Here is a 25,912-nt window from a genome sequence, read left to right on the forward strand (position 1 = left end):
TCTTTAATTGGAATAGCATAGCATAAATCTTTTATTTCGCACAAAAAATAAACCCTCCGAAGAGGGCTTATTTTAGTGGAAATCGTTATACGATACCTTGTTCTAACATTGCTGTCGCCACTTTTTTGAAGCCCGCAATATTTGCACCATTTACATAGTTCACATAACCGTCTGATTCTGTACCGTTTTCCACACAGTTTTGGTGAATCGCTGTCATAATATTGAATAGACGTTGATCAACTTCTTCACGAGTCCAAGATAAACGAATTGCGTTTTGGCTCATTTCTAAACCTGAAGTTGCTACACCACCAGCATTTGTCGCTTTACCCGGTGCGTAAAGGATTTTCGCCGCGATAAATACTTCCACTCCTTCAAGTGTAGTCGGCATATTTGCGCCTTCAGCCACACAGAAACAACCGTTTTTCACTAATTCTTTTGCCGCTTCGCCGTCTAACTCGTTTTGTGTTGCACACGGAAGCGCAATATCACATTTCACGCCCCATGGTTTTTGACCTTCAAAGTATTGGATGCCTTGTTCTTTCGCATATACTGATAAACGTTCACGACGTTCATTTTTCAACACTAATAAATCCGCTAATTGTTTTTCTGTCATACCTGATTCAGGGAATAACACATAACCATTTGAGTCTGAGACAGTTAAGACTTTCGCTCCTTTTTGAATCGCTTTTTCAGCCGCGTATTGTGCTACGTTACCGGAACCTGAGATAACTACACGTTTACCTTCAAAGCCTTGACCTTTGGTGGCTAGCATTGCATCTGCAAAGTAAACTGTACCATAACCAGTTGCTTCTGGACGAATTAAGCTACCGCCCCAAGTTAAACTTTTACCGGTTAATACTGAGGTAAATTCATTACGTAATTTTTTATATTGACCGTACATATAGCCGATTTCTCGACCGCCAACACCGATGTCGCCTGCCGGTACGTCAGTATCTGCACCGATATGGCGAGATAATTCAGTCATAAATGCTTGGCAGAAACGCATAACTTCTGCGTCTGATTTGCCTTTTGGATCGAAGTCCGAACCACCTTTACCACCACCCATTGGTAATGTCGTTAAGGCATTTTTGAATACTTGTTCAAATGCAAGGAATTTTAAAACACCTAAGTCAACGGTTGGATGGAAACGAATACCGCCTTTATAAGGACCAATCGCAGAGTTCATTTGCACACGGTAACCACGGTTTACTTGCACTTGACCTTTATCATCAACCCAAGTTACACGGAACGTAATAACACGTTCAGGCTCAACAATACGTTCTAAAATACCTTGTTGAGTATATTGTGGATTTTTCGCAAGGAAGGGTGCTAATGAACCGAAAACTTCTTCTACCGCTTGGTGGAATGGAGCTTGGTTAGGATCACGTTGTTTGATTTTTTGGAACAATGCGTTTAAGTCGCTCATAAAGTACTCCTGTTGTGTTTAAATTTTTGTAAGAAATGCGTTGTGTTTTGCTATGTCTTGGAGTCTATCAAGCAATTTTAAATTTGAAAAGTGTTAATTAAAAAAAATAATCAAATAAATTACAAAAATTTGTTTAGGAGTTTATTTATTAATCTAATTATGGATGTTTATATCTATTTTTTAGAGAGAAAATGCATAAATATAGATAAAAATTAAAAAAATATATAAGAGTATACAAAAAGTAATGAAGTGAGCTTGGATTAGAAAAATTAATGATTGCGTGTAAAAGAAAACCCACAAAAATGTGGGTCATTATATTTATTCAGCTAAAGTTGTTTCAATCGGTTTATCCAATTTAATATCGCTGACTAAACCTTTAGAATTAAAATAAACGAATAGAGTATGTTGAATAGGATCGTTATAACCTTCACGCTTGATGTAAACATAACTCCAACGATCTTGATTAAAGCTGTCTTTTAACATCGGCGTACCTAGCAAATATTGCACCTGAGCTTTGTTCATACCAACTTTAATTTGGTCAATCTTTTCTTGCTCTAGGTAGTTACCTTGTGGAACATCAATACGATATACAACTTTTTTCACTGTAGAACAAGAGGTTACGCCTACAGCAAGCAATGCGATAGCTAAAAGAGATTTCATTTTCATAATGTTTATTGACCTTTAAATTGTTCAAAATGATTGGATAGATAATACCCAAACTGATAAAATTTTTCCATTATTTATTGCGTTCTAATTGGTCACGCAAATTCGCTGGTAATCCTTTGATTGTCAAAGTATCGTTTAGTTCATCCCAAATTAAACGTTCGCCGAGTAATTCCGCATTAAAGCTAATTGTTACTCCCTTTCCTGAGCCTGAATATTTGGTTAAGGTTTTCAAGGCATTACGAACCGGTGGAATATTTTCTTCGAGTCCGTATTCTTGTTCTTGAGTAAATTGTGCGAAATTAACCTCATTAAGTGTTGGCAGTGCTTCAGATAATTCACTTAAGGCGATTTCTTCACCGCTGTTAATTTGCCCTTTACAGTATTCAAATACTTGCTTTTTGACTTCGCGTATTTGCGGGGCAGATAATTCCCCTTGATCACAATAGTCACTTACTGCTTGTAACAGTGTTTGATTCTGTAGTTGAGGGTTAAAACCCTCTTCCGCACTCAGGAAATCCATAAAGAAATCCGCAATTTTGCGTCCGACTCGTCCTTTAATAAAGGTGAGATAGCGGTTTGATTGTGCATTGATTTTTAATTCTGTCAGATTGATACGGCAAGCGATATCATACTGAGTAATATCCAAATATTCGGTGCGTTTTATGTCTAATTGATCGTCCACTAACATTGAAGTACGGCTATCAATCAATGCGATAAATAAATAATCCGTTGCCAAAAAGTTATAACGACAAAGGATAAAGGTTCCACCTGATGCAAAAGGATATTTCGCTAATTCACTCGAGAGCATTTTGGCACTACTATGACTGAACGGCAGAAAATCGGTTTCTTGTTCTAATAAGCGATTAAGTTGCTGAGCAAAAATAGATTCATTTTTAAATACGCCGTAAGCCTTTGCTTTACTTTGATAGGCTTGGTGAGCCGCAACATCATTTGTTCAACTTCGGGGCTAATGGCAAGCAGGTTATCGCGAAGCACCGTATTTAATTCTGGTGTTTCGCCTTCGGTTTGATGAATCTGATGAAGGACAATTTCAGTAACATTAATGCTCATACTATTTCTCTTGAGATTAGGGGTAGAAATAAAAGGTGGGAGATATTATCATTAAACGTACTATTTTTCATTATCAAAAGAAGGAATACATTATGACTAAAGTTATTCACACAGAAAAAGCACCTGCAAGCAATTGGTCCATACGTACAAGCGGTTGATTTAGGTAATCTTGTTTTAACCTCAGGACAAATTCCAGTTAATCCGCAAACAGGCGAGATTCCAACAGATATTACTCAGCAGGCACGTCAATCATTAGAAAATGTAAAAGCAATTGTTGAACAAGCCGGTTTAAGCGTAGCGGATATTGTTAAAACAACCGTTTTTGTAAAAGACTTGAATGATTTCGCAACTGTTAATGCTGAATATGAAGCGTTTTTCCGTGAAAATAATCATCCGGCATTTCCGGCTCGTTCTTGCGTTGAAGTTGCTCGTTTACCAAAAGATGTTGGTTTAGAGATTGAAGCGATTGCGGTACGCAAATAAGCGGTCATTTTTAGAGAAAATTTTGCAATGAAGAACATTACGCCAAATTGGTATGCGCCTGAGCATATTCGTGCCTTTACTACCGTCAGAACAGGCGGCGTCAGCCAAGTGCCTTTTGATAGTTTTAATTTAGGTGATCATGTCGGCGATAATCCTAAGGATGTACAACAAAATCGCCAGTTATTGGTAGAGCAGTTCGGTTTACCGCATTTTCCACTCTTTTTAACGCAAACACACAGCACTCGAGTGATTCGCCTACCGTATGACGGCGATAATTTGGAAGCAGATGCGGTTTATACCGATCAACTGAATCAGGTTTGCTTAGTGATGACGGCAGATTGTTTGCCGGTACTTTTCTATAGTAAAGATGGAAAAGAAGTGGTCGCTACTCATGCCGGATGGCGTGGTTTATGCGATGGCGTATTAGAAAATACGGTTGCTGAATTTGCTTGTTCTCCAACGGAGATTTGTGCATGGTTAGGGCCTGCAATTGGTCCAACTAAATTCCAAGTCGGCAAAGAAGTGATTGAGCAGTTCTGTGCTTTTGATCCGCAAGCGGAACAGGCATTTATTGCGGACCCGACAACAAGCGGTAAATTTTTAGGAAATCTTTACCAAATTGCTCAACAGCGATTGAATAAACTTGGTATTACCGAAATTTTCGGTGGAGAGCATTGTACTTTTACCGAACAAGAACGCTTTTTCTCTTACCGAAGAGATAAGCAGACCGGACGTATGGCAAGTCTCATTTGGCGTGCGGAATAAAGCGTAATTTATTACATAGTATGCTTTTTATGCAGGTGTTCGTCTAATGCTAGACGAATACCTAAAATTTACCTATAATCCAATCTCATTTCTTAATCCCCCCTTAGCTCAGTCGGTTAGAGCAGGCGACTCATAATCGCTTGGTCACTGGTTCAAGTCCGGTAGGGGGGACCAGCTTAACTTTTCCACTCTTTCGTATTCTTACTCTTAAGCCTTGATTTTACTGACTTTTATTTCTTTTTCTACATTGTGTTTTTGTACGTGTAACTACAAAATTTAGTTATATTTCTTTATTGGCTTAATGTGACTGGTAGTATTAATGTATCAAGCACAAAACTTAGTGGCAAATCAATCACCGCCGGAATACTTAAGATTCCTCCATTTTGGATCGCTTTAAAATCGGTGCTGACACCTACATACACGGAGTAATCGCCTTCGGTGAGGCTTATGATAGTGCCGCAAGCGGTCAAATTTTGGCTAAAAATTACAATTGCGACAAATTTTAGAAAGCATGTCTTCATATAGTTCCTCAAATTCTTGATTATTCTAGCCTAAATTTCACAAATTCCCACCCGATAGGTTAAATTTTAAGGTAGAATATTTAACTTTGATTCATAATAATAAGAGGATTTTATATGCAAACTTACAACATTGCTGTTTTAGCTGGGGATGGTATTGGCCCTGAAATTATGGCTCAAGCGATCAAAGTGCTTGAAGCAACACAACAAAAATTTGGTTTTAAATTAAATTTTAATCATTTTAATATCGGTGGTGCGGCAATTGATGCACAGGGTAAAGCACTACCGGAAAATACTTTAAAAGGCTGTGAAGAAGCCGATGCGATTCTGTTTGGTTCAGTAGGTGGGCCTAAATGGGTAAATTTACCGCCGGATGAGCAAACCTGAGCGTGGTTCATTACTTCCATTACGTAAACATTTTAAATTATTCTGTAACTTACGCCCGGCCACTTTATATAAAGGTTTAGAGAAATTCTGTCCATTACGTGCAGATATTGCGGCGAAAGGCTTCGATATGGTTGTGGTACGTGAGTTAACTGGTGGGATTTATTTTGGTCAGCCGAAAGGGCGTGAAGGCGAAGGGGCACAAACCAAAGCATTTGATACGGAAGTGTATTATAAATATGAGATTGAGCGTATTGCTCGTGTCGCTTTTGAATCGGCAATGAAACGCAACAAAAAAGTGACATCTATTGATAAAGCAAACGTATTACAAAGCTCGATTTTATGGCGTGAAACAGTAAGTGAAATTGCTAAAGAATATCCGGAAGTAACACTTGAACATATGTATATTGATAATGCAACAATGCAATTAATCAAAGCGCCGGAAACCTTTGATATCTTATTATGCTCGAATATTTTCGGCGATATCATTTCGGATGAGGCGGCAATGATTACCGGTTCGATGGGAATGCTTCCGTCTGCAAGTTTAAATGAAGATGGTTTCGGTTTATATGAGCCAGCAGGCGGTTCGGCACCAGATATCGCAGGTAAAAATATTGCGAATCCAATCGCACAAATTTTATCGGCGACGATGATGTTACGTTATAGCTTTAACTTAAATGAGGCGGCGGATGCGATTGAAGCGACAATTCAAAAAGCGTTAGCGGACGGTTATCGTACTGGTGATTTAGCGGACGAAAATACACCGGTTTCTACCAGTGAAATGGGTGATATTATTGCAAGAAATATTTTAGCTTAAAATAGCAGATTATTTTGCATAAACAAGCGGTCGAAATGTGAAGAATTTTTGCAAATCTTTTTCAAATTTCGACCGCTTTTCTTTATGTTTAATGTATGAAATGATATTTAATTTATAAAATTAATTAACCATCAATTTCTTCACCTGTTTCATCCCATTTAAAGTTGAGAGCGATAGAGTTTAAGCAGAAACGTAAACCTGTCGGCGGAGGCCCATCATTAAATACGTGCCCCATATGCGAATCGCAGTTGCCACAACGAATTTCGGTACGATGGCGACCTAAACTGTAATCATCTAAATAACGTAATGCATCGTCTGAAACGGCTTCATAGAAACTCGGCCACCCACAACCAGCATCAAATTTAGTATCAGAACGGAATAGTGCATTGTGGCAACGAGCACAACGGTAGGTTCCAATACGCTCCTCATGTAAGAATTTACCAGTAAATGGCATTTCAGTCCCATGATTAATCAGAATCTCAACTTGTTCTTCCGTTAGTTCATCAATATCTTTAATCATATTCACTCCTAAGATAGAAATTTTTCTCCAATTCTACCGTTTTTTTACCACTTTAGCGTTACAAATTTTAAAATTTTGACATAGATCACAAAAAATTTATCTGTTATATTTGTTTCGGTTCTTTTAGTTGTAAGTCATACTGGAGTATGTGTTATAATTCAGGCACTTCTTAAAGCATTAGAAGAACAATTTTGTTTAACTTTAATATAGGTAGAAAAATCTATGGCAATTAAAATTGGTATTAACGGCTTCGGTCGTATCGGTCGTATCGTGTTCCGTGCGGCTCAACTTCGTGATGATATCGAAGTTGTAGGTATCAACGACTTAATCGACGTTGATTATATGGCATATATGTTAAAATACGACTCAACTCACGGCCGTTTCAATGGTACTGTTGAAGTTAAAGATGGTCAATTAGTTGTTAACGGTAAAGCAATCCGCGTAACAGCTGAACGTGATCCAGCTAACTTAAAATGGGATGAAATCGGTGTTGATATCGCAGTTGAAGCAACAGGTTTATTCTTAGATGACGCTACAGCACGTAAACACATTACTGCAGGTGCGAAAAAAGTGGTATTAACTGGTCCATCTAAAGATGCAACTCCTATGTTCGTTAACGGTGTAAACTTCGATGCGTATGCTGGTCAAGATATCGTTTCTAACGCTTCTTGTACAACTAACTGTTTAGCACCATTAGCTAAAGTAATCCACAACAAATTTGGTATCAAAGAAGGTTTAATGACTACAGTTCATGCAACAACTGCGACACAAAAAACTGTAGACGGTCCATCAGCTAAAGACTGGCGTGGTGGTCGTGGTGCTTCACAAAACATCATTCCTTCATCAACAGGTGCGGCGAAAGCAGTAGGTAAAGTATTACCAGCATTAAACGGTAAATTAACCGGTATGGCTTTCCGTGTTCCAACAGCAAACGTTTCTGTTGTTGACTTAACTGTTAACTTAGAAAAACCAGCTACATACGAAGAAATCTGTGCAGAAATCAAACGTGCTTCAGAAAATGAAATGAAAGGCGTTTTAGGTTATACAGAAGATGCAGTAGTATCTACAGACTTCAATGGTGCAGTGGAAACTTCAGTATTTGATGCTAAAGCAGGTATCGCATTAACAGATACTTTCGTTAAATTAGTATCTTGGTACGATAACGAAACTGGTTATTCAAACAAAGTATTAGACTTAGTAGCTCACGTTTATAACTACAAAGGCTAATTTTTAAATAAGTTTTATCTTAAACGCCATTCATTTTGAATGGCGTTTTTTTGTTTTAAAATTTCTTAATATAAAAACCGCGATATTTTTTGTTTATTAAAATTATTCATTGAAGTATAGGGGGCTTTTTTGTTATATTTAGCCGTAATTTTTTGCTCCGTGGTGAGCATTATTTTTTTATAGTTGCAAATTCCCAAATTCAATGGATTCCCTTATATGTTTAAAAAATTTCTAGGATTGTTCTCTAACGATCTTTCTATCGATCTCGGTACTGCAAACACATTAGTTTATGTGAAAGGTCAAGGTATTGTACTTGATGAACCATCGGTTGTTGCTGTGCGTCAAGATCGTATTGGTTCTTTAAAAAGTATTGTCTGCGGTAGGTTCTGATGCTAAATTAATGCTTGGGCGTACACCAAAAAGTATTACTGCGATTCGCCCAATGAAAGACGGCGTTATCGCTGATTTCTTTGTAACAGAGAAAATGTTACAACACTTTATTAAACAAGTGCATAGTAATAATTTTATGCGTCCTAGCCCTCGCGTGTTAGTTTGTGTTCCGGCAGGTGCAACGCAAGTAGAACGTCGTGCAATTAAAGAATCTGCAATTGGTGCGGGTGCTCGTGAAGTTTATTTGATTGAGGAACCAATGGCAATTGCGATCGGTGCAGGTTTACCAGTACATGAAGCGACAGGTTCGATGGTCATTGATATCGGTGGCGGTACGACAGAAGTTGCTGTACTTTCTTTAAATGGTATTGTTTATTCAACATCTGTGCGTATCGGCGGTGATAAATTAGATGAAGCGATTGTCGCTTATGTACGTCGTCATTTTGGTTCAGCAATCGGTGAGGCAACTGCAGAACGCATTAAGAAAGAAATCGCCATGGCGATTATTCGTGATGAAGATGAAATTCGTACGATGGAAGTTCACGGTCATAACCTTGCTGAAGGTGCACCACGTACGTTTGAATTAAATTCCAAACATGTTTTAGAAGCAATTGAACAGCCGTTAAATGGTATTGTGGAAGCGGTTAAATCTGTATTAGAGCAATGCCCTCCAGAACTTGCGGCAGACATTTTTGAGCGTGGTATGGTATTAACTGGTGGTGGTGCATTATTACAAAACTTAGATGTATTACTTTCAGAAGCAACCGGCGTAACGGTAATTGTGGCAGAAGAGCCTTTAACTTGTGTTGCTCGTGGTGGAGGTAAAGCACTAGATATGATCGATATGCACGGTGGCGACGTATTTAGTAGCGATGACTAGTTCTCCATTTTATTGATATAAATAATAATGGGTAATGGCATACAATATGTCCATTATCCATTATTTTCTTATCGGTCCCCAGTCATTTACCTATCAAAATAGTAAACAATGAAACCAATTTTTGCTAAAGCCCCATCATTAGGTGTACGCCTATTTCTTGCTATTGTTATTTCTATCACACTCATTGCTTTTGATGGTAGAAGTTCTGCGATTATTCAATTCCGTAATATGCTTGAAACGGCGATTAGCGGTTTATATTACTTTGCAAATACTCCCCGTTCCGTCTTAGATGGCGTCAGTAACAATTTTATTGATAATAATAAATTACAACTGGAAAACCGTGTTTTAAAAGAGCAGTTACGTGAAAAAAATGCTGATTTATTGCTGTTAGATCAACTTAAAGTGGAAAATCAACGTTTACGATTATTATTGAGTTCTCCGTTGCGTCAAGATGAGTACAAAAAGATTGGTGAAGTTTTAACGGCAGAAATGGATGCATATCGTCAACAGGTAATTATCAATCGAGGTAAGAATGACGGAGCTTTTGTCGGGCGACCGATTATTGATGAGCGAGGTGTGGTAGGGCAAGTTATCTCTGTAGGAGAAAACAGTAGCCGAGTATTATTGATTACCGATGTTACGCATGCGGTGCCAATTCAAGTGCTTCGGAATGATGTTCGAGGTATCGCAAACGGAACAGGGCATAATGACGAAATTTTCATCGATAATTTACCTCGTTCGGTTGATGTGGTGAAAGGGGATGTTTTAGTGACTTCCGGTTTAGGTGGACGTTTTCCCGAAGGCTATCCGGTTGCTATTGTTGAGGCTGTAACAAATGATACGCAAAGTCAATTTGCCAGAATTATTGCTCGTCCGTTAGCCTCATTTGATCGCTTAAGATATTTACTTCTATTATGGCCAACTTCGGAAGAGCTTCGTAAGGCACAGAGTTTGTCGCCTCAACAAGTTCGTGATGTGGTTGAAGAACGTCGTAATAGTTTGAATCCTCTTGATCGTTTAAAAGAGAAGAAAAAAGAAGAGGTTAAAGAAGATACTAAAGAAGAAATACTTGAGAATACGGATGAGCCGATTAATCCTGCAACTCAGCCGGAAACGGACAGTGATGAGCATCATCATACAGAACAAGGAGCAGAGTAATGCGAACAAATCCACTTTTTCAGATTTTGGTATTATTATTTATTTTTACCGTTGCATTTGTTTTGGAAATAATGCCTTGGCCGTTAGGGTTACAAGGGTTACGCCCAACTTGGGTTGTGTTGGTGTTGATTTATTGGGCATTGGCATTACCGAATAAAATCAGTGTTGGTACAGCATTCTTAGCTGGTATTGTGTGGGATCTTATTTTAGGTTCAATTTTAGGGATTCACGCATTAGTTTTATCCATTGCTATTTATTTTGTGGCAAAACATCATTTAATTTTGCGTAATTTATCGCTCTGGTTACAAGCCATTTTAGTGATGTTGTATATTGTTGTAATCCGTCTCTTAATTTTCTTTGTTGAATTAGTCTTACATAGTGCTGAATTTAATTCGCAAGAAATTCTCGGTGCTATTATTAGCGGTATTCTATGGCCTTGGATTTTTTTATTGATGCGTCAAATTCGCCGTCAATTAAGATTACGTTAAACTATGAATAGCTTATCTTTTGATTTCTCGTCAGATTTCCAACCCTTACCTGCTAGAATGCGTCCTCGTACTCTAGCAGAGTATGTCGGTCAATCTCATCTGATTGGTGAAGGGAAACCGTTACGCAGAGCAATTGAAGCCGGACATTCTCATTCAATGATCTTTTGGGGACCGCCTGGAACAGGTAAAACAACATTAGCTGAAATTGTTGCTTATCATTTTGATGCTGAAGTAGAACGTCTTTCGGCGGTAACAAGTGGTGTGAAAGAAATCCGTGAAGCGATTGAACGAGCAAAATTAAATCGTCAAACCGGTAGACGAACTTTACTCTTTGTGGATGAGGTTCATCGTTTTAATAAAAGTCAGCAAGACGCTTTTTTGCCTCATATTGAAGATGGCACGATAATTTTCATCGGTGCAACAACTGAAAACCCATCCTTTGAATTAAACAATGCGTTACTTTCCCGAACTAGAATCTATATTCTCAAACCCTTGAAAGCGGTCGAAATTTGTCAAGTTTTAGCCAATGCCTTACAAGATAAAGAACGTGGTCTTGGGACAGAAAATTATCATATCGAAGATAATGTGATTGAATTACTTGCTGATTATGTTAATGGCGATGCACGTTTTGCGTTGAATTGCTTAGAGCTGATGAGCGATATGGCAACGGATTCCGCACAAGGAAAATTACTGAATAAAGATTTACTTGTTGAAGTTTTAGGGGAACGTCAAGCCCGTTTTGATAAAGGTGGTGATCGTTATTATGATCTGATTTCGGCATTACATAAGTCTGTTCGAGGTTCTTCTCCGGATGGTGCACTTTATTGGTATGCACGTATTTTAACAGCCGGTGGTGATCCGCTTTACGTTGCACGTCGATTATTAGCTATAGCGTCGGAAGATATTGGCAACGCAGATCCTAGAGCGATGCAAATTGCATTAAACGCCTGGGATTGTTATACCCGTGTCGGAGCTTATGAAGGGGAGCGTGCGATAGCACAAGCGGTCATTTATTTGGCGGTTGCACCGAAAAGTAATGCGGTATATAACGCATTTAATCAAGCAAAACAGTTAGCCAAAGAAGCTAAAGATTATGATGTTCCTGAACATTTACGCAATGCTCCGACCAAGTTAATGAAATCTTTGGGTTATGGTGAAGAATATCGTTATGCTCATCTTGAACCGAATGCTTACGCAACTGGCGAGAATTATTTTCCTCCAGAATTGAAGGATACAGTTTTTTATCAGCCGACCGAAAGAGGAATGGAAAAACAGATCAAAGAGAAAATGCAATGGCTGAAATCACAAGATGAAGCCAGTACAGTACAACGTTACAAGCGGTGATATTTTCGCGAATTTTGCAAAAAATAGCCCGCTTATATGAGAGAAATATTGCGTTCGGAATCACAAAGATATGTTTGAAATTTTATTTCCGGCTTGGTTAGCCGGGTTATTACTGGTATTCATTACAGCACCGCTGGGTGCTTTTGTGGTATGGCGTAAAATGGCATATTTTGGCGATACCCTTTCACATTCTGCCTTACTCGGCGTCGCCTTAGGGATTTTTTTACAAATTGATCCTTATATTGCCGTGATTCTTATGACATTAATTTTGGCAATGCTTTTGGTTTGGTTGGAGCATAAAACCAGTTATTCACTGGATACTGTCTTAGGCATTATTGCTCATTGTAGCCTTTCGCTGGGTGTGATTACGATTAGTTTATTGGACAATGTAAGAGTAGATCTGATGTCCTATTTATTTGGTGATCTATTGGCGATTGATTTTAATGATGTCGTATTTATTGGTATCGGCACATTATTTATTGGTAGCATACTGGCTTTTTTCTGGAAAAACTTACTTTCAATAACGATTAGTCCGGAATTAGCTCAAATTGAAGGATTAAATGTTGCACGTTTACGCTTATTACTGATGTTGTTAACTGCTTTAACAATCGCATTAAGTATGAAATTTGTCGGTGCTTTAATCATTACGTCTTTGCTGATTATCCCTTCTGCAATAGCTCGTCGTTTTTCTCGAACGCCAGAAGCGATGGTTGGTTATGCTATTTTCTTTAGCATTTTGGCTGTAAGTGGTGGGTTATTATTTTCTGCTTGGAAAGATACGCCGGCAGGTCCTTCGGTGGTTGTATGTGCTGGTACTATTTTCTTATTTTCTCTCTGTAGAAAAGAAAGGGTATAGCGAATGCTGGTATCAATGGGAATATATAGACATAAATAATGACTATAAGCTATAAAATTTTTGATCTAGTTCTATTGAATTATTTATAAGATTTGTGAAAATAGCTTTGGTGATAACCGAAAGGTTAATTTTTAATAATTTTCAACTTTATCTAACAAAGAATAAACTTTATGTGTCAATTACTCGGAATGAATTGCAATACCCCAACAGATATCACTTTTTCCTTTGAAGGATTTCGTCGCCGTGCCGGTTTAACCGACCATCATACCGATGGTTTTGGTATCGCCTTTTTTGAAGGTAAGGGCGTGAGGATTTTTCGAGATAATCGTCCGGGGGCTTCATCTCCTATGGCAGATTTAGTCAGCGAGTATCGTATTAAATCCTATAATGTTATTTCGCATATTCGTAAGGCAACCCGAGGAGATATCAATTTAGAAAATACCCATCCGTTTATTCGTGAATTATGGGGTGAAAACTGGGTGTTTGCTCATAATGGTACGGTGGAAGGTGTCGGTGTTTGTGAAGAATGTCATTATCAACCGATTGGTTCAACCGATTCGGAAGCGACATTTTGTTGCTTGGTTTCTCAATTAAGGGAACGCTTTTTGAAGAAACCGAGTGAGAAAGAGATTTTTGATGCGGTGGTTGAGATTACGTCCGAAATGGCCACTCACGGCGTATTCAATTTTATTCTTTCTAATGGTCACTGGATGATTGCACGTTGTTCAACGAATTTATATTATGTGACGCGAAAAGCACCGTTTAGTACTGCTTTACGTGATGATGATGTCGAAATTGATTTTAGTAAATACACAACCCCTAATGATAAAGTCACGATTATTACCACTCAACCGCTTACGAAAAATGAACAGTGGATAAAAATGCAGAATGGTGGTTATGTTTTTTTCAAAAACGGTGATTTAATTGAAGAAATTAAAGGAACTTTACCTGCACAAACCCACGTTTAGTGTATGCTCGAAAAACTAGGCATAGTTGATAGAATCAATCAACTATGCCTTTTGCTTAGATATTTTTATCTTGTAATCGGATTTACTTTCGCTACCTGTAATTTACGGTAAGCATCAAGTAATTTCTGATGTGCGGTCATATTTTCAAGCGATTCATCCGATGCGGTTAAACCGTGGAACGGGTTACCGCCTTGGATTGCGCCCCAAGCAGATTCAACCGCTTGTTTACCGTACATTTTCTCAAATACCATACGGTATTGTTCCGCATCACGTTCTTTGTCTAAGAATAATTCAATCGATTGAATTAAGCGACGGTAATAATTATTACGTTCCGCTGAGAATACGCTCGCATTCATATTTGCTGTCCAGTTTGCCCAGTCTAACGCTTGCTCTAAGTTGCCTAACGCTAAATGCAGCATCGATTTAAGCTCACCGATACGTAAAGTTTGCATTGCAGAACCTTTTTCTGCCACTAAACCGATAAACTCACGCACACGAGTTAAATCATCAATACCTTGTTCATCTAATTCATCAAGAAGTTCTTGATAAGTTTCACGATCGTGATGGAAATGTGGCAGATCTAACAAGATTTCACGCCAATCCATACCCATATTGTTATTCGCATAAACTAAATCGTCACTTGGATAAATGTTCGACATACCCGGCGCAAGAATACGACAAGCGTACACACCCAAATGCTCATAATCCATAATATAAACAGGTTGCTCGTGTTTATTAAAGATTGCCATCATATTGGCAAACTCTTGCTCGGTTGTACCTGAGAAATCCCAATGAACGAAGTCATAATCTGCATCTTTCTTGAAAAGATCCCAAGAAATTAGACCGCTTGAATCAATAAAGTGCGTTTCAAGGTTAGCGTGATCCGCAACATCTTCATTATTAAATGAAGGCGGAGCAAACACATCTAAATCTTTTAAGCTACGACCTTGTAATAACTCGGTTACTGTACGCTCGAATGCGACTTGGAAATTCGGGTGTGCACCGAATGAAGCGAAACAAGTCCCGTTATTCGGATTTAACAAAATCACACAAATAACTGGAAATTCACCGCCTAATGATGCGTCATAGCATAAAATCGGGAAGCCTTCTTGTTCGAGTTTTTCGATAGATGCTTTGATTGTCGGATAACCGTCAATCACGCTTTGTGGAATTTCTGGCAAGCTGATTGCTTCAGTGATAATACGGTTTTTCACAAAACGTTCGAATACTTCCGACAAACCCTGTACACGTGCTTCGTTTTTTGTATTACCGGCAGACATACCGTTTGAAACAAATAAGTTAGCGATAATACTTTGCGGAATATAGACAGTTTGGTTATCCGATTGGCGTACATAAGGTAAGGTTACAATCCCACGATCGTAATTTCCGGATTGAAGATCAACTAATAATTCCGGCGTAAGCTCACCATTCGGATCGAAATATTCCCATAAATAATCGTCCATCATATCCGCTGGCGGTAATACGTCATCTTCGATTGGGAACCATTTCTCAGTCGGATAATGCACAAATTCACTATTCGCAATTTCTTGACCTAAATAAAAATCCGCCCAGAAATAGTTGGTTGATAAACGCTCGAAATACTCACCTAATGCAGAAGCAAGCGCCGCTTTTTTGCTTGCACCTTTACCATTCGAGAAGCATTGTGGGCAATCTGCATCACGAATATGCACTGACCACACATTCGGCACCGGGTTTAACCAAGACGCTTCTTCAATGTTAAAGCCTAAAGTTTTTAATTTATGTTGAAAGGTAGAAATGCTGTCCTCAAGCGCAAGATCTTTACCGGTAATAAAAGTTTGTTCTGACATTGTAATACCTTTGACTTGTCGTAAAAAATCGCAACATTCTAGCAAAAATCCCCACAGATAAGTAAATTTTTTGTGAAATTTCTGCATAAAGACCAGTATTCATAACTCGGAAACAGTGATTACAAGCGGTCGAATTTTCTTTGAATTTTGCAAGTAAAATTTATGTTTGATTTAAGCTAAGAAAATATAATCTAGGATGTATACAAGTAAACTGGTTGGAAGTAGTATTACTTATATTAGGAAAGAAATATTGAAGGTATAAAATGGAAGACTATACTGTTCACCCTTTTTACGCCCATTCGGGGTTACTTGAGGATTATTCAGATTGGCAAACCTTACTCAGTCACGCCAATAATGTCGGGCTACTTGTCGCTGAATTTGTCGCACCGTTCGCTTCACAAGAAATTGCTCGCCGCACGGGGCTATTGCACGATTTGGGCAAATATAGTGCACGCTATCAAAAGCGTTTACATGGCGGAGAGCGGGTAAATCATTCCACTGCTGGTGCCAAAATTGCAGTGGAGCGTTGGGGACCTTTGGGCAAAATGATGGCGTTTTGTATTGCCGGTCACCATGCAGGTTTGGCTAATGGTTCTGGAGAAGGGAAAAATCGTTCTACACTCACACAACGTCTGCAAGAACAATTTGGTCATGGTCATAAAGATCTTCCGTTGCTTGATCCTATTTGGCGCGAAGAACTTAATTTGCCGGACAAATTGTCTCCTCCTCCTTTGAAATCCTCTAAATACGATCCCTTCTTTTCTTACGCCTTTTTTATTCGAATGCTTTATTCTTGCCTTGTGGATGCCGACTTTCTTGATACGGAAGCCTTTTATGCTAATCTCGAAAAAAGACCGCTTGAACGAGGAAATTACCCAAATTTAACCACACTTCATCAGCAATTTAATCAATTTATTGCACAGTTTAGAGAGCAGATAGCCTCTCAAACGCCTAATACACAGGAAGCACAACGCAAAGCGGAAGTAAACCGCTTGCGGAGCGAAATTCTGGATTATGCAGTTACCCAAGCAAAACAAGAAACAGGCTTGTTTTCTTTAACTGTGCCGACTGGTGGTGGTAAAACTTTTACCTCTATGGCATTCGCCCTTGAACACGCCAAACAGCACGGTTTACGCCGTATTATCTATGTTATTCCATTTACCAGCATTATTGAGCAAAATGTTGCGGAATTTCGTAAAGCTTTTGGCGAATTGGGAACAGAAGCGGTATTGGAACATCACAGCACTTTTGATCACGATAACCTGTCTGATAAATCAAGCCGAGATAAGCTGAAACGAGCATCGGAAAATTGGGATGCACCGATTGTCGTCACCACAGCAGTGCAATTCTTTGAAAGTTTATTTGCCGACCGATCTTCACGCTGTCGCAAGTTGCATAACATCGCCGGTAGCGTGATTATTTTGGATGAGGCCCAAATGCTACCGCTGAATTTATTACGTCCAATTATGGCGGCGATTGATGAATTGGCTCGCAATTATCAATGCTCTGTTGTGTTATGTACCGCTACACAACCGGCAATTCACCAAGCAAATGGTTTCTATAAAGGGTTTGAGAATGTGCGAGAAATTGCACCAAATCCAACCGCACTTTTTGAAAAGTTAAAACGTACTACGGTAAAGCATATCGGTATTCAAACAGATGCGGAGCCGCAAACCAAACTCGCAGATAACCCACAAATGCTGATAATCGTTAATAACCGCCGCCATGCCCGAGCCTTGTATGATTCAACGAAACATTTAGATGGGACTTATCATCTCACTACATTAATGTGCGCTAAACATCGCTCACAAGCGCTGGCTGAAATTCGTCTTCGTTTAAAACAAAATCTACCTTGCAGAGTGATTGCGACTTCTTTAATTGAGGCTGGTGTCGATGTGGATTTTCCACTGGTTATGCGAGCGGAGGCAGGACTAGATTCAGTGGCTCAAGCGGCGGGGCGTTGCAACCGAGAGGGAAAACGCTTGGCGGAGGAAAGTAATGTTTGGGTTTTCCAACCTGAAGAACAATGGAAAGCACCACTAGAGTTAGGCTTACTTTCTGCCTGTATGCGTTCAACGGTTTATGCTCACGCAGAAGATCTACTTACTCCACAAGCAATCAATCATTATTTCCAAGCGGTGTATGATGCTAAGGGAGAAGAACTGGATAAAAAAGGGATTTTAGATGCTTGCTATAAAGCAGGGCAAAGCCTTAATTTCCCATTCCAAAAAATAGCAGATGATTTCCAAATGATCACAAGCCACTTAATTCCGGTGATTATCCCTTTCGACCAAGAAGCCGAAAACCTTATTGACCGTTTACGCTATGCGGATCAAGTAGGTGGTATTTTAAGAAAACTCCAACCTTACACTGTGCAAGTGCCAGAGAAAGCATTAGCCGAACTTTATCAGGCAGGCAGAGTTGAAGCGATTAATGAAACCAACTTCGGCAAACAGTTTTACTGCTTAATTGGAATGGATTTGTATGATGAAGTAGCGGGGTTAAGTTGGGAGAATGTGGAGTTTTTGAAAGCTGAGAATAGCATATTCTGAAAGTTACAATAATAGAACTTAAATTTCATACTAAATTGAAATTAAACATTGCAAAGCATAAAAAGCCTTGATAAGTTATAGGCTACTTATATTTTATATCCAAATTACAATAACAGCTTTTAAATTGAGGTATCCTATGACAAATAAAATTACTGTTCTAGTTACAGGTGCAGGTGTTGATAAGACATCAGGAATCAATTTCCCATTAGCCGCAGAGCTCTTACCTGCAATTAGTTACTATCTTAATAATACAGAGGAGGGGCGCGTATAGATGCTCTGTTGCGTGATAAAATTAGCGGGCTAAGATTTCGCTTTGATCGTCTAATTAACAGTGCTATTACAGATATAACCCAAAGAGATCCTATACAACTTCGAGGAGTTATTCAGCGTATTCAAGAGACGATTGTTAAGCTTCCTGATGATGAAGAAATGCGTATTCAAAAAAAGCAAGGTGAGCTTATTGTTAGACTTTTTGATCAATTACAAAAAATTGCTTCTGCAAATGTTATAGATGATAAGACACGTGAATTAATAGATGAAGTTTTTGGAGAGAATGCAAAGGATTTTGATTTGGATGATTCTATCGTTGATATTCGAAGCCTTAATGTCTCAGATACATTCAAATCTATTTTACGTTATACCTTGCGACAAGGCCTAGACTCTACTCCAAACCGTATAGCTAGTATTCTTGTAGGTGATCTCCTTGATATAGAAAAGCTTTTGATAGAAAAATTTCTTGGATTTTATAACAATAAACTTCCTGATATTAAAAATTATATCTATATTGCTTGGTGTTTTTGGGCATTTTTGCTTTATAAAGATAAAGGGGTTAGAGCTACTCAAGAAAATATCCCTTTTTATGAAAATATACCGAAAAATTGGAAAGGAATTACCCTGAACTATACTTCATTTTTAGAATATTATCTCGGTGAGAAAAATACTATCTATTTTCATGGGGGGCTTTCTACCTATGTGCGAATGGATAATCGTGAGCTTTTGACATTTGATGATTTTGAAAGCAAGTCTCCATTAGAGCTTTTAGAATCACATATTTGTGATAATTGGTCATTTGATGAAGATGATCCTGCTAATTCTTGTTGTTTAATTCCATCACTAGTTCCACCATTACGATTAAAACCTATTCTTTCTAAAAAATATATTGACCTTTGGTTTCAGAGTGGTCAATGGCTAAAAGATGCTGATCATATTATTATCATTGGTTATTCACTTAACACTGCAGATGAACATTTTAATGATTTACTAAGAGCACTGAGTGGAAAGAAAATTACAGTAATTGGTCCGAATGTTTTGAGTGAGGCGTATATGAAACGAATAGAATCTGTTTGGGGAATTAGCCCACAGCAGTTTACTCACAAAAAATCACAAAATAAAAAATCAGCTCAGTGTAGAGAAATAACTCTAATTGAAGCTTATGCAAATGATATAAACCTAAGTGAATTATCCTGAATTTATATAAAGTGAGCAGTTTATATAACTGCCAGTGCTAGTAATTAAAGCTCTGTGTATTGAAACAATTTAGTATGAAAATACTGTAAAAATTCGCCCACTCGTAAAATAAAGAGTGGGCGTGTATTAAATAACTAAAGGGAGCATATATGCCAAACAAAATCAAACTCCATATTTGGGGTGATTATGCTTGTTTTTCCCGTCCTGAAATGAAGGTGGAGCGGGTGTCTTATGATGTGATTACGCCGTCTGCGGCACGGGGGATTTTGGCGGCGGTGCATTGGAAGCCGGCAATTCGCTGGGTGATTGATAAAATTTATGTCTTAAAACCGATTCAGTTTGAGTCAGTTCGCCGTAATGAGTTGGGCAGTAAAATTTCCGCTAGTAAAATCAGTGGGGCGATGAAGCGTAAAACAGCGGCGGATTTATATACCGTGATTGAGGATGACCGCCAACAGCGTCTTGCCACTGTGCTGAAAAATGTCGGTTATGTGATCGAAGCTCACGCTGTGTTAACCAAAATGGCAGGCGAAGCAGAAACTGTTACCAAGCATATTGAAATGTTTAAACGCCGTGCGAAAAAGGGGCAATGTTTCCAACAGCCTTGTATGGGCGTGCGTGAATTTGCCGCAAATTTTGCCTTAATTGATGATGACGATCCGTTGCCTGAATGTTTTTTGGCAGAAAATGAGCGAGATCGTGATTTAGGTTGGATGTTGCACGATATTGATTTTGAACACGGTAATCAGCCTCGCTTTTTCCGTGCAGAAATGAAAAATAGTGTAATTGATGTGCCACCATTTTATGCCGAGGAGGTCAAATCATGATTCTCTCCGCTTTAACCCGCTATTATTACCGTCTTGCAAACACAAGAAGATCGTTCAACAGGCGAAGCCAAAGTACCTTCCTATGGTTTTAGTGAAGAAAAAATCGGTTGGGTACTAGAATTGGATTCAAAGGGAAATTTGGTCAATGTCATTCCCAATTTAACCGCTGACAAGAAACCGAAATTGATGAGAGTGCCTCGCCCTGAAAAACGCACATCAGGCATTAAACCTAATTTTTTATGGGATAAAACTGCTTATGTGCTAGGCGTGGAAAGCAATCAAGACAAAGCCACCGCCAAAGATCAGCCCATCAAATTCGCCGAGAAAACCTTTGAGGCATTTAAACAGTACCATTTAGATTTGCTTGCGGATTCTAGCGATGAAGGCTTAGTGGCGATAAAAAATTTCTTGCAACAATGGCAACCTGCACACTTTGCTGAATCAATCTGCCCAACCGAAATGCTTGACGCAAATGTCGTGTTCAAATTAGTCGGCACAAGCAGTTATATTCATCAGCGAGAAGTCGCACAAACTCTTTGGACAAGTTTGTTGATAAATCAAAGTGATAATGCTGAAAAAGGTTTATGCTTAATTTCAGGCAAATTATCGCCAATTCAACAAACTCATCCTCTTATTAAAGGAGTATTTGGTGGGCAAAGTTCTGGTGGTTCAATTATTTCTTTTAATAACAAATCTTTCACCTCATTTGGCAAGGAAAAAGGCAGTAATGCCCCTGTTTCTGAGCAAGTCGCCTTTGCTTACACCACTGCTTTAAATTATTTACTACGTACAGAGGATCATCGTTTAACGATTGGTGATGCCAGTACTGTCTTTTGGGCGGAAGCAGACAATAATGCACAAGCCGAAGCCGCCGAAGGCTTTTTCTCCGCCTTAATGACTCCACCTGATGATGAGCAGGAAAACGATAAAATCTTTAAAAAATTGCAAGAAGTTAGCAAAGGACGACCGCTTGCAGAAATTTCCCCCGAATTATCTGAAAATACCCGTTTTTATGTGTTGGGGCTTGCCCCGAATGCGGCTCGCATTTCGGTGCGTTTTTGGCTAGATACTACCTTTGGGCAACTGGCGAAAAATCTCAGCGAACATTGGCAAGATCTTGCTCTTGATCCTTGCCCATGGAAAACCCCGCCTTCAATTTGGAGACTGTTATTACAAACCGCTTCATTAGGCAAAAGTGAGAATATTTCTCCTGTCTTGGCGGGTGAAATGGCTCGGGCGGTTATTAGCGGTCGTTTATATCCAATGAGTTTGCTTTCTCAGTTGGTCACTCGAATCCGAGCAGATGGCGATATTAACGGCTTGCGAGTAGCGTTAATGAAAGCGGTTTTACAACGAAAATTTAGAAAAGGTCTTATTAAACAAGGAGTTCCTATGAGCTTGAATAAAGAAAGCGATAACTACGCTTACTTGCTTGGCAGGTTATTTGCGGTATTAGAAAGAATCCAAACCCAAGCGTTAGGCGAATTAAATGCTGGCATTGCCGACCGCTATTATGGTTCTGCGTCTGCCGTGCCGTTTTCGGTATTCCCTCGCTTATTAAGCGGTGCAAAACATCATTTATCTCGCTTGAGAAAAGATAAGAGCGGTATGGCGGTCAATCTGGATAAGGATTTAGGCGAGATTATTGCCAACTTGCCAGAAAATTTCCCTCGCCATTTAAGTATTGATGAGCAAGGACGTTTTGCGATTGGCTATTACCACCAAAAACAAAGTTATTTTGCAAAAAAAGAAACCACTGAATCTATTGAGAACTAAGGAAACACTATGTCTATTCAAAATCGCTATGAATTTGTCTTTTTCTTTGATGTAACCAACGGCAACCCAAACGGTGACCCTGACGCGGGTAATATGCCACGCCTTGATCCAGATAGTAGTAAAGGCTTAGTAACCGATGTTTGTCTAAAACGCAAAATTCGTAATTTTATTGAAATGAGTTATGAAAACGAGGCGGGTTACGAAATCTATGTTAAAGAAAAAAGTGTTCTGAACTTACAAAACAAACGTGCTTATGAAGCATTAGGGATTGAATCGGAAGCGAAAAAATTACCAAAAGATGAAGCTAAAGCCCGAGAAATTACCGCTTGGATGTGTAAAAACTTCTTTGATATTCGCACCTTTGGGGCGGTAATGACTACCGAAGTAAACAGCGGACAGGTGCGAGGCCCTGTACAACTAGCATTTGCCCAGTCTATCGATCCGATTATTCCGCTAGAAGTGTCGATTACTCGAATGGCAGTAACCAACGAAAAAGATCTTGAAAAAGAACGCACTATGGGGCGTAAATATATTGTACCTTATGCACTTTATCGTGTTCACGGCTTTATCTCAGCTAAACTCGCTGAAAAAACGGGCTTTTCTGATGAAGACGTACAAAAACTTTGGCAAGCATTACAACTTATGTTTGAACACGATCGTTCCGCGACTCGTGGCGAAATGGCGGCTCGCAAACTGATCGTATTTAAACACGACAGCGAATTAGGTAATCAACCTGCTCATAAACTGTTTGAAACGGTAAAAGTTGAACGTATCAATGGTGAAAAAGACACACCAGCGAAAGGCTATGATGACTACCGTATCACCGTGCAAGCTGAAGGTTTAAACGGCGTAACCGTTGAAGAATTATTGTAATGGGCGATTTGCAACATTCTGCCGAAATATCACCGCTTGTTCCGACCGCACTTGGCGATGACAAGCGGTTGATTTCACTTTCTGCGTTGCAACATTACGCTTTTTGTCCTCGTCAATGTGCGTTGATTCACAACGAACAAGCGTGGGCGGAGAATTTTCTTACCGCACAAGGCAAGGCATTGCACGAGCGAGTGGATTCAAGCGAGCCAGAAGTTCGCAAAGGGATTCGCTTTGAGCGAACAGTTCACGTCGCGACAGAAAAATTAGGCATAAGTGGCATTTTGGATTTGGTCGAGCGAGATCTGAAAACAGGCGAGCTAAAACCCGTGGAATATAAGCGTGGCAAGCCCAAACTTGAACCGATTGATGAAATCCAACTTTGTGCCCAAGCCTTATGTTTGGAAGAAATGACCGAGCAAACCATTAACGAGGGAGCATTGTGGTATATGCAACCCCGCCACCGTTTGCCGATCATTTTTTCCACCGAACTACGCACCAAAACGCTCGCCACCATTGCCGAAGTGCGGTCACTTTTAAACAGCGGAACAACCCCGCTCCCCGAATACAGCAAACGCCGCAAAGCCTGCTCGCTCATCGACCTCTGCCAACCACAGTTGTTGGAAAAGGATAGATCTAAGGGGTATGTGGTAGGGTTGTTTGCGAATAATGAAATTTAATGGAGTTAAAAGATGAAGTTATTACCAATAGTAAATGTATTTGAAAAATCGTATGAATTTTGGGAATACAGAGATGCTACTCAAGAGGAAAGATTGAAAAATTATCAGGAATATGGATTTTTTAATATGCACGTTCCTGATAATTTGGTAAGGATAATTTCAAATGCATATGACGCACTGTCCACATAGCTTTGACTCGGACAGATAACGCTTTAGAAAGGCATATTGATAATGCATTAGATGTAAATGAGAGTTTTCATGCTTGGAGGAAATTTATGCCTAGTAAAACTCCTGCTCAGTTAACTAATTATCAGAGAAGACACATTTTAGATAATAGTGTTTCACAAGTAATAAATGAAATAGGATGTGTTTTAACTGAAGGCCAGTTTTTGTTTCATGGCGGTAGTTGGTGGGGAAATAATGAAATTGGATCTGAATGTATAACAACACGACCATTCTCCACATCGTTTAGCCCGCAAATTGCTTTGCTTAATGCAGAGTGGACTGGTAAGGCTTATGACGCAGGAATAATTGATTTGCTGGTGTTAAAGGTAGTTCAGCCATACACTAAAGTTTTTTCTTATAAGATAAAAGGAACAGATAAAGGACATGAGAAAGAAGTTTTGTTTGCTAGTGGGGCAAAATTGCGATTAGTTAAAACAGAACTGATCAGATCTGACTATAAAGTTTATAAAGCTATTCCCAATAGCATAGAGTGTATTGATAAGGAAGTTTGTTTTAATGTGAGGTTGGTAGAAATATCTTAGCATACATAGACTATCTGCTTTTTATTTTTATCCTAGAACATCTGAAAGTACGATTTTTAGACGGACTAACAACAAGCCGTTCTAAAACAAAACTGCGGTCAAATCCAAAGGAATTTTCCAAATGCGCAAACTCCAAAACACTCTCTACATCACCACCCAAGGTAGCTATTTGCATAAAGAGCGAGAAACCTTGGTGGTGGAGCAAGATCGGAAGAAAGTGGTACAGTTGCCGATTCATTCCATTGGGCATATTTTTTGTTTTGGGAATGTTTTGGTGTCGCCGTTTTTAATGGGATTTTGCGGTGAAAATAACGTAAATTTGGCATTTTTTACCGAAAATGGGCGTTATCTTGGGCGGTTACAAGGGCGACAAAGTGGTAATGTATTGTTACGCCGAGCCCAGTATAAAAAGTCGGAGACCAACCCTGTTCCTGTGGCTCGCAACATCATTGCGGCCAAAATTCAAGCATCTAAGCGGGTGTTACAACGGCAAATTCGTAATCACGGCGAAAATGCTGACCTTCAATCGGCAATTACCGCATTAAATTACAGCCTGCAACAGTTGAAAACTGCGGATAATTTGGATTTGATTCGAGGTATTGAGGGTGATGCGACTTCCCGTTATTTTGGAGTGTTTTCTCATCTTCTTAAAGAAAATAGTGGTTTCCACTTTGACGGACGTAATCGCCGCCCACCTCGTGACGGTGTGAATGCGTTGCTTTCATTTCTTTATAGCATTGTAGGGAAAGATATTAGCGGGGCATTGCAAGGCGTTGGGCTTGATCCGCAGATTGGCTTTCTGCACGCAGATCGGCCGGGGCGAGATAGCTTAGCTCAAGATATTTTGGAGGAATTTCGTGCGTGGTGGGTGGATAGAATGGTGCTGTCGCTGATCAATCGAGGGCAGATTAAGCCTGATGATTTTATAACAGAGGCTAGCGGTGCGGTAACACTCAAGCCTGAAGCAAGAAAATTACTATTTCAAACGTTGCAAGCGAAAAAACAAGAAAAAATCATCCACCCATTTTTAGAGGAAGAAGTAGAAATCGGTTTGTTACCTTATATCCAAGCGATGTTATTGGCTCGTCATTTGCGAGGCGATTTGGCAGAATATCCACCATTTTTAATACGTTAAAATCTGCAAAAATTTGTTGAAATCTGACCGCTTGTTTCTGTTTTATTT

At 39.2% G+C, this 25,912-nt stretch carries 20 protein-coding genes, 1 tRNA gene and 5 pseudogenes; 20 read left to right on the forward strand and 6 right to left on the reverse strand.

Annotated features, from left to right (window positions below):
* Positions 1–85: 85 nt before the first annotated feature.
* From gdhA to yejK, 3 genes and pseudogenes are all read right to left on the reverse strand, one after another.
* Positions 86–1,426, reverse strand: coding sequence for an NADP-specific glutamate dehydrogenase (gdhA, locus tag NYR89_RS02765; protein ID WP_279446241.1), 1,341 nt, complete (start codon positions 1,424–1,426; stop codon positions 86–88).
* Positions 1,427–1,744: 318 nt separating this feature from the next.
* Positions 1,745–2,092 carry an outer membrane protein assembly factor BamE gene (gene bamE / locus NYR89_RS02770; RefSeq protein ID WP_279446242.1) on the reverse strand — a complete coding sequence of 116 codons (348 nt, stop codon included), beginning with the start codon at positions 2,090–2,092 and terminating at the stop codon, positions 1,745–1,747.
* Positions 2,093–2,162: 70 nt separating this feature from the next.
* Positions 2,163–3,163: pseudogene (yejK, locus tag NYR89_RS02775) on the reverse strand (nucleoid-associated protein YejK).
* Between the two features lie 92 nt (positions 3,164–3,255).
* On the opposite strand from yejK, the pseudogene NYR89_RS02780 reads away from it, so the two are divergent.
* The 3 genes and pseudogenes from NYR89_RS02780 (at position 3,256) to NYR89_RS02790 (ending at position 4,585) form a co-directional block, all read left to right on the forward strand.
* A pseudogene (locus tag NYR89_RS02780) lies at positions 3,256–3,646 on the forward strand (RidA family protein).
* 27 nt (positions 3,647–3,673) lie between these two features.
* A complete protein-coding gene (gene pgeF, locus NYR89_RS02785) occupies positions 3,674–4,411 on the forward strand; it encodes a peptidoglycan editing factor PgeF (RefSeq protein ID WP_279446243.1) in 738 nt (245 codons plus the stop codon).
* A gap of 97 nt (positions 4,412–4,508) precedes the next feature.
* A tRNA-Ile gene (locus tag NYR89_RS02790) sits at positions 4,509–4,585 on the forward strand.
* Between the two features lie 116 nt (positions 4,586–4,701).
* Here NYR89_RS02790 and NYR89_RS02795 read toward each other — a convergent pair.
* The gene (locus NYR89_RS02795) at positions 4,702–4,932 is read right to left on the reverse strand and encodes a YceK/YidQ family lipoprotein (RefSeq protein ID WP_279446244.1); all 231 of its coding nucleotides are present in this window, start codon (positions 4,930–4,932) and stop codon (positions 4,702–4,704) included.
* A gap of 114 nt (positions 4,933–5,046) precedes the next feature.
* On the opposite strand from NYR89_RS02795, the pseudogene leuB reads away from it, so the two are divergent.
* Positions 5,047–6,130, forward strand: a pseudogene (gene leuB, locus NYR89_RS02800) (3-isopropylmalate dehydrogenase).
* 124 nt (positions 6,131–6,254) lie between these two features.
* On the opposite strand, the gene msrB reads toward leuB, so the two are convergent.
* Positions 6,255–6,650, reverse strand: coding sequence for a peptide-methionine (R)-S-oxide reductase MsrB (gene msrB / locus NYR89_RS02805; protein WP_018652265.1), 396 nt, complete (start codon positions 6,648–6,650; stop codon positions 6,255–6,257).
* 222 nt (positions 6,651–6,872) lie between these two features.
* Here msrB and gap point away from each other — a divergent pair, with 222 nt between their 5' ends.
* The 7 genes and pseudogenes from gap (at position 6,873) to NYR89_RS02840 (ending at position 13,961) form a co-directional block, all read left to right on the forward strand.
* Positions 6,873–7,877: a type I glyceraldehyde-3-phosphate dehydrogenase gene (gap, locus tag NYR89_RS02810; RefSeq protein WP_014991331.1), complete on the forward strand. Its 1,005-nt coding sequence runs from the start codon at positions 6,873–6,875 to the stop codon at positions 7,875–7,877.
* A gap of 216 nt (positions 7,878–8,093) precedes the next feature.
* Positions 8,094–9,147, forward strand: a pseudogene (locus NYR89_RS02815) (rod shape-determining protein).
* Between the two features lie 108 nt (positions 9,148–9,255).
* The gene (mreC, locus tag NYR89_RS02820; protein WP_279446245.1) at positions 9,256–10,305 is read left to right on the forward strand and encodes a rod shape-determining protein MreC; all 1,050 of its coding nucleotides are present in this window, start codon (positions 9,256–9,258) and stop codon (positions 10,303–10,305) included.
* Positions 10,305–10,793, forward strand: coding sequence for a rod shape-determining protein MreD (mreD, locus tag NYR89_RS02825; RefSeq protein WP_279446246.1), 489 nt, complete (start codon positions 10,305–10,307; stop codon positions 10,791–10,793). The genes mreC and mreD overlap by 1 nt, the downstream gene beginning before the upstream one ends.
* Positions 10,794–10,796: 3 nt before the next feature.
* Positions 10,797–12,137, forward strand: a complete 1,341-nt coding sequence (locus NYR89_RS02830; protein WP_279446247.1) for a replication-associated recombination protein A — start codon at positions 10,797–10,799, stop codon at positions 12,135–12,137.
* 70 nt (positions 12,138–12,207) lie between these two features.
* Positions 12,208–12,993 (forward strand): zinc ABC transporter permease subunit ZnuB, encoded by a 786-nt coding sequence (znuB, locus tag NYR89_RS02835; protein WP_279446248.1) that lies wholly within the window; start codon positions 12,208–12,210, stop codon positions 12,991–12,993.
* Between the two features lie 170 nt (positions 12,994–13,163).
* On the forward strand, positions 13,164–13,961 hold the full coding sequence (locus NYR89_RS02840) for a class II glutamine amidotransferase (protein ID WP_279446249.1): 798 nt from the start codon (positions 13,164–13,166) through the stop codon (positions 13,959–13,961).
* A gap of 65 nt (positions 13,962–14,026) precedes the next feature.
* Here NYR89_RS02840 and ycaO read toward each other — a convergent pair whose 3' ends face one another.
* Positions 14,027–15,790, reverse strand: coding sequence for a 30S ribosomal protein S12 methylthiotransferase accessory factor YcaO (ycaO, locus tag NYR89_RS02845; protein WP_279446250.1), 1,764 nt, complete (start codon positions 15,788–15,790; stop codon positions 14,027–14,029).
* A gap of 263 nt (positions 15,791–16,053) precedes the next feature.
* Here ycaO and cas3 point away from each other — a divergent pair, with 263 nt between their 5' ends.
* The 9 genes and pseudogenes from cas3 (at position 16,054) to cas1c (ending at position 25,864) form a co-directional block, all read left to right on the forward strand.
* Positions 16,054–18,342, forward strand: a complete 2,289-nt coding sequence (gene cas3, locus NYR89_RS02850) for a CRISPR-associated helicase Cas3' (protein ID WP_279446251.1) — start codon at positions 16,054–16,056, stop codon at positions 18,340–18,342.
* Between the two features lie 279 nt (positions 18,343–18,621).
* Positions 18,622–19,809 carry a hypothetical protein gene (locus tag NYR89_RS02855; protein WP_279446252.1) on the forward strand — a complete coding sequence of 396 codons (1,188 nt, stop codon included), beginning with the start codon at positions 18,622–18,624 and terminating at the stop codon, positions 19,807–19,809.
* A 149-nt stretch (positions 19,810–19,958) separates the two neighbouring features.
* Positions 19,959–20,636, forward strand: coding sequence for a type I-C CRISPR-associated protein Cas5c (cas5c, locus tag NYR89_RS02860; protein ID WP_279446253.1), 678 nt, complete (start codon positions 19,959–19,961; stop codon positions 20,634–20,636).
* Positions 20,633–22,412 (forward strand): annotated as a pseudogene (cas8c, locus tag NYR89_RS02865) (type I-C CRISPR-associated protein Cas8c/Csd1). Before cas5c ends, cas8c begins: the two are co-directional and overlap by 4 nt.
* Positions 22,413–22,421: 9 nt before the next feature.
* Positions 22,422–23,285, forward strand: coding sequence for a type I-C CRISPR-associated protein Cas7/Csd2 (cas7c, locus tag NYR89_RS02870; RefSeq protein WP_279446255.1), 864 nt, complete (start codon positions 22,422–22,424; stop codon positions 23,283–23,285).
* On the forward strand, positions 23,285–23,962 hold the full coding sequence (gene cas4 / locus NYR89_RS02875) for a CRISPR-associated protein Cas4 (RefSeq protein WP_279446256.1): 678 nt from the start codon (positions 23,285–23,287) through the stop codon (positions 23,960–23,962). Before cas7c ends, cas4 begins: the two co-directional genes overlap by 1 nt.
* A gap of 12 nt (positions 23,963–23,974) precedes the next feature.
* Positions 23,975–24,151 carry a hypothetical protein gene (locus NYR89_RS02880; protein ID WP_279446257.1) on the forward strand — a complete coding sequence of 59 codons (177 nt, stop codon included), beginning with the start codon at positions 23,975–23,977 and terminating at the stop codon, positions 24,149–24,151.
* Between the two features lie 86 nt (positions 24,152–24,237).
* A complete protein-coding gene (locus NYR89_RS02885) occupies positions 24,238–24,729 on the forward strand; it encodes a hypothetical protein (protein ID WP_279446258.1) in 492 nt (163 codons plus the stop codon).
* 121 nt (positions 24,730–24,850) lie between these two features.
* On the forward strand, positions 24,851–25,864 hold the full coding sequence (gene cas1c, locus NYR89_RS02890) for a type I-C CRISPR-associated endonuclease Cas1c (protein WP_279446259.1): 1,014 nt from the start codon (positions 24,851–24,853) through the stop codon (positions 25,862–25,864).
* Positions 25,865–25,912 lie beyond the last annotated feature (48 nt).

Origin of the sequence: Actinobacillus arthritidis, from assembly GCF_029774155.1 — a bacterium.
Taxonomy (GTDB): domain Bacteria; phylum Pseudomonadota; class Gammaproteobacteria; order Enterobacterales; family Pasteurellaceae; genus Actinobacillus; species Actinobacillus arthritidis.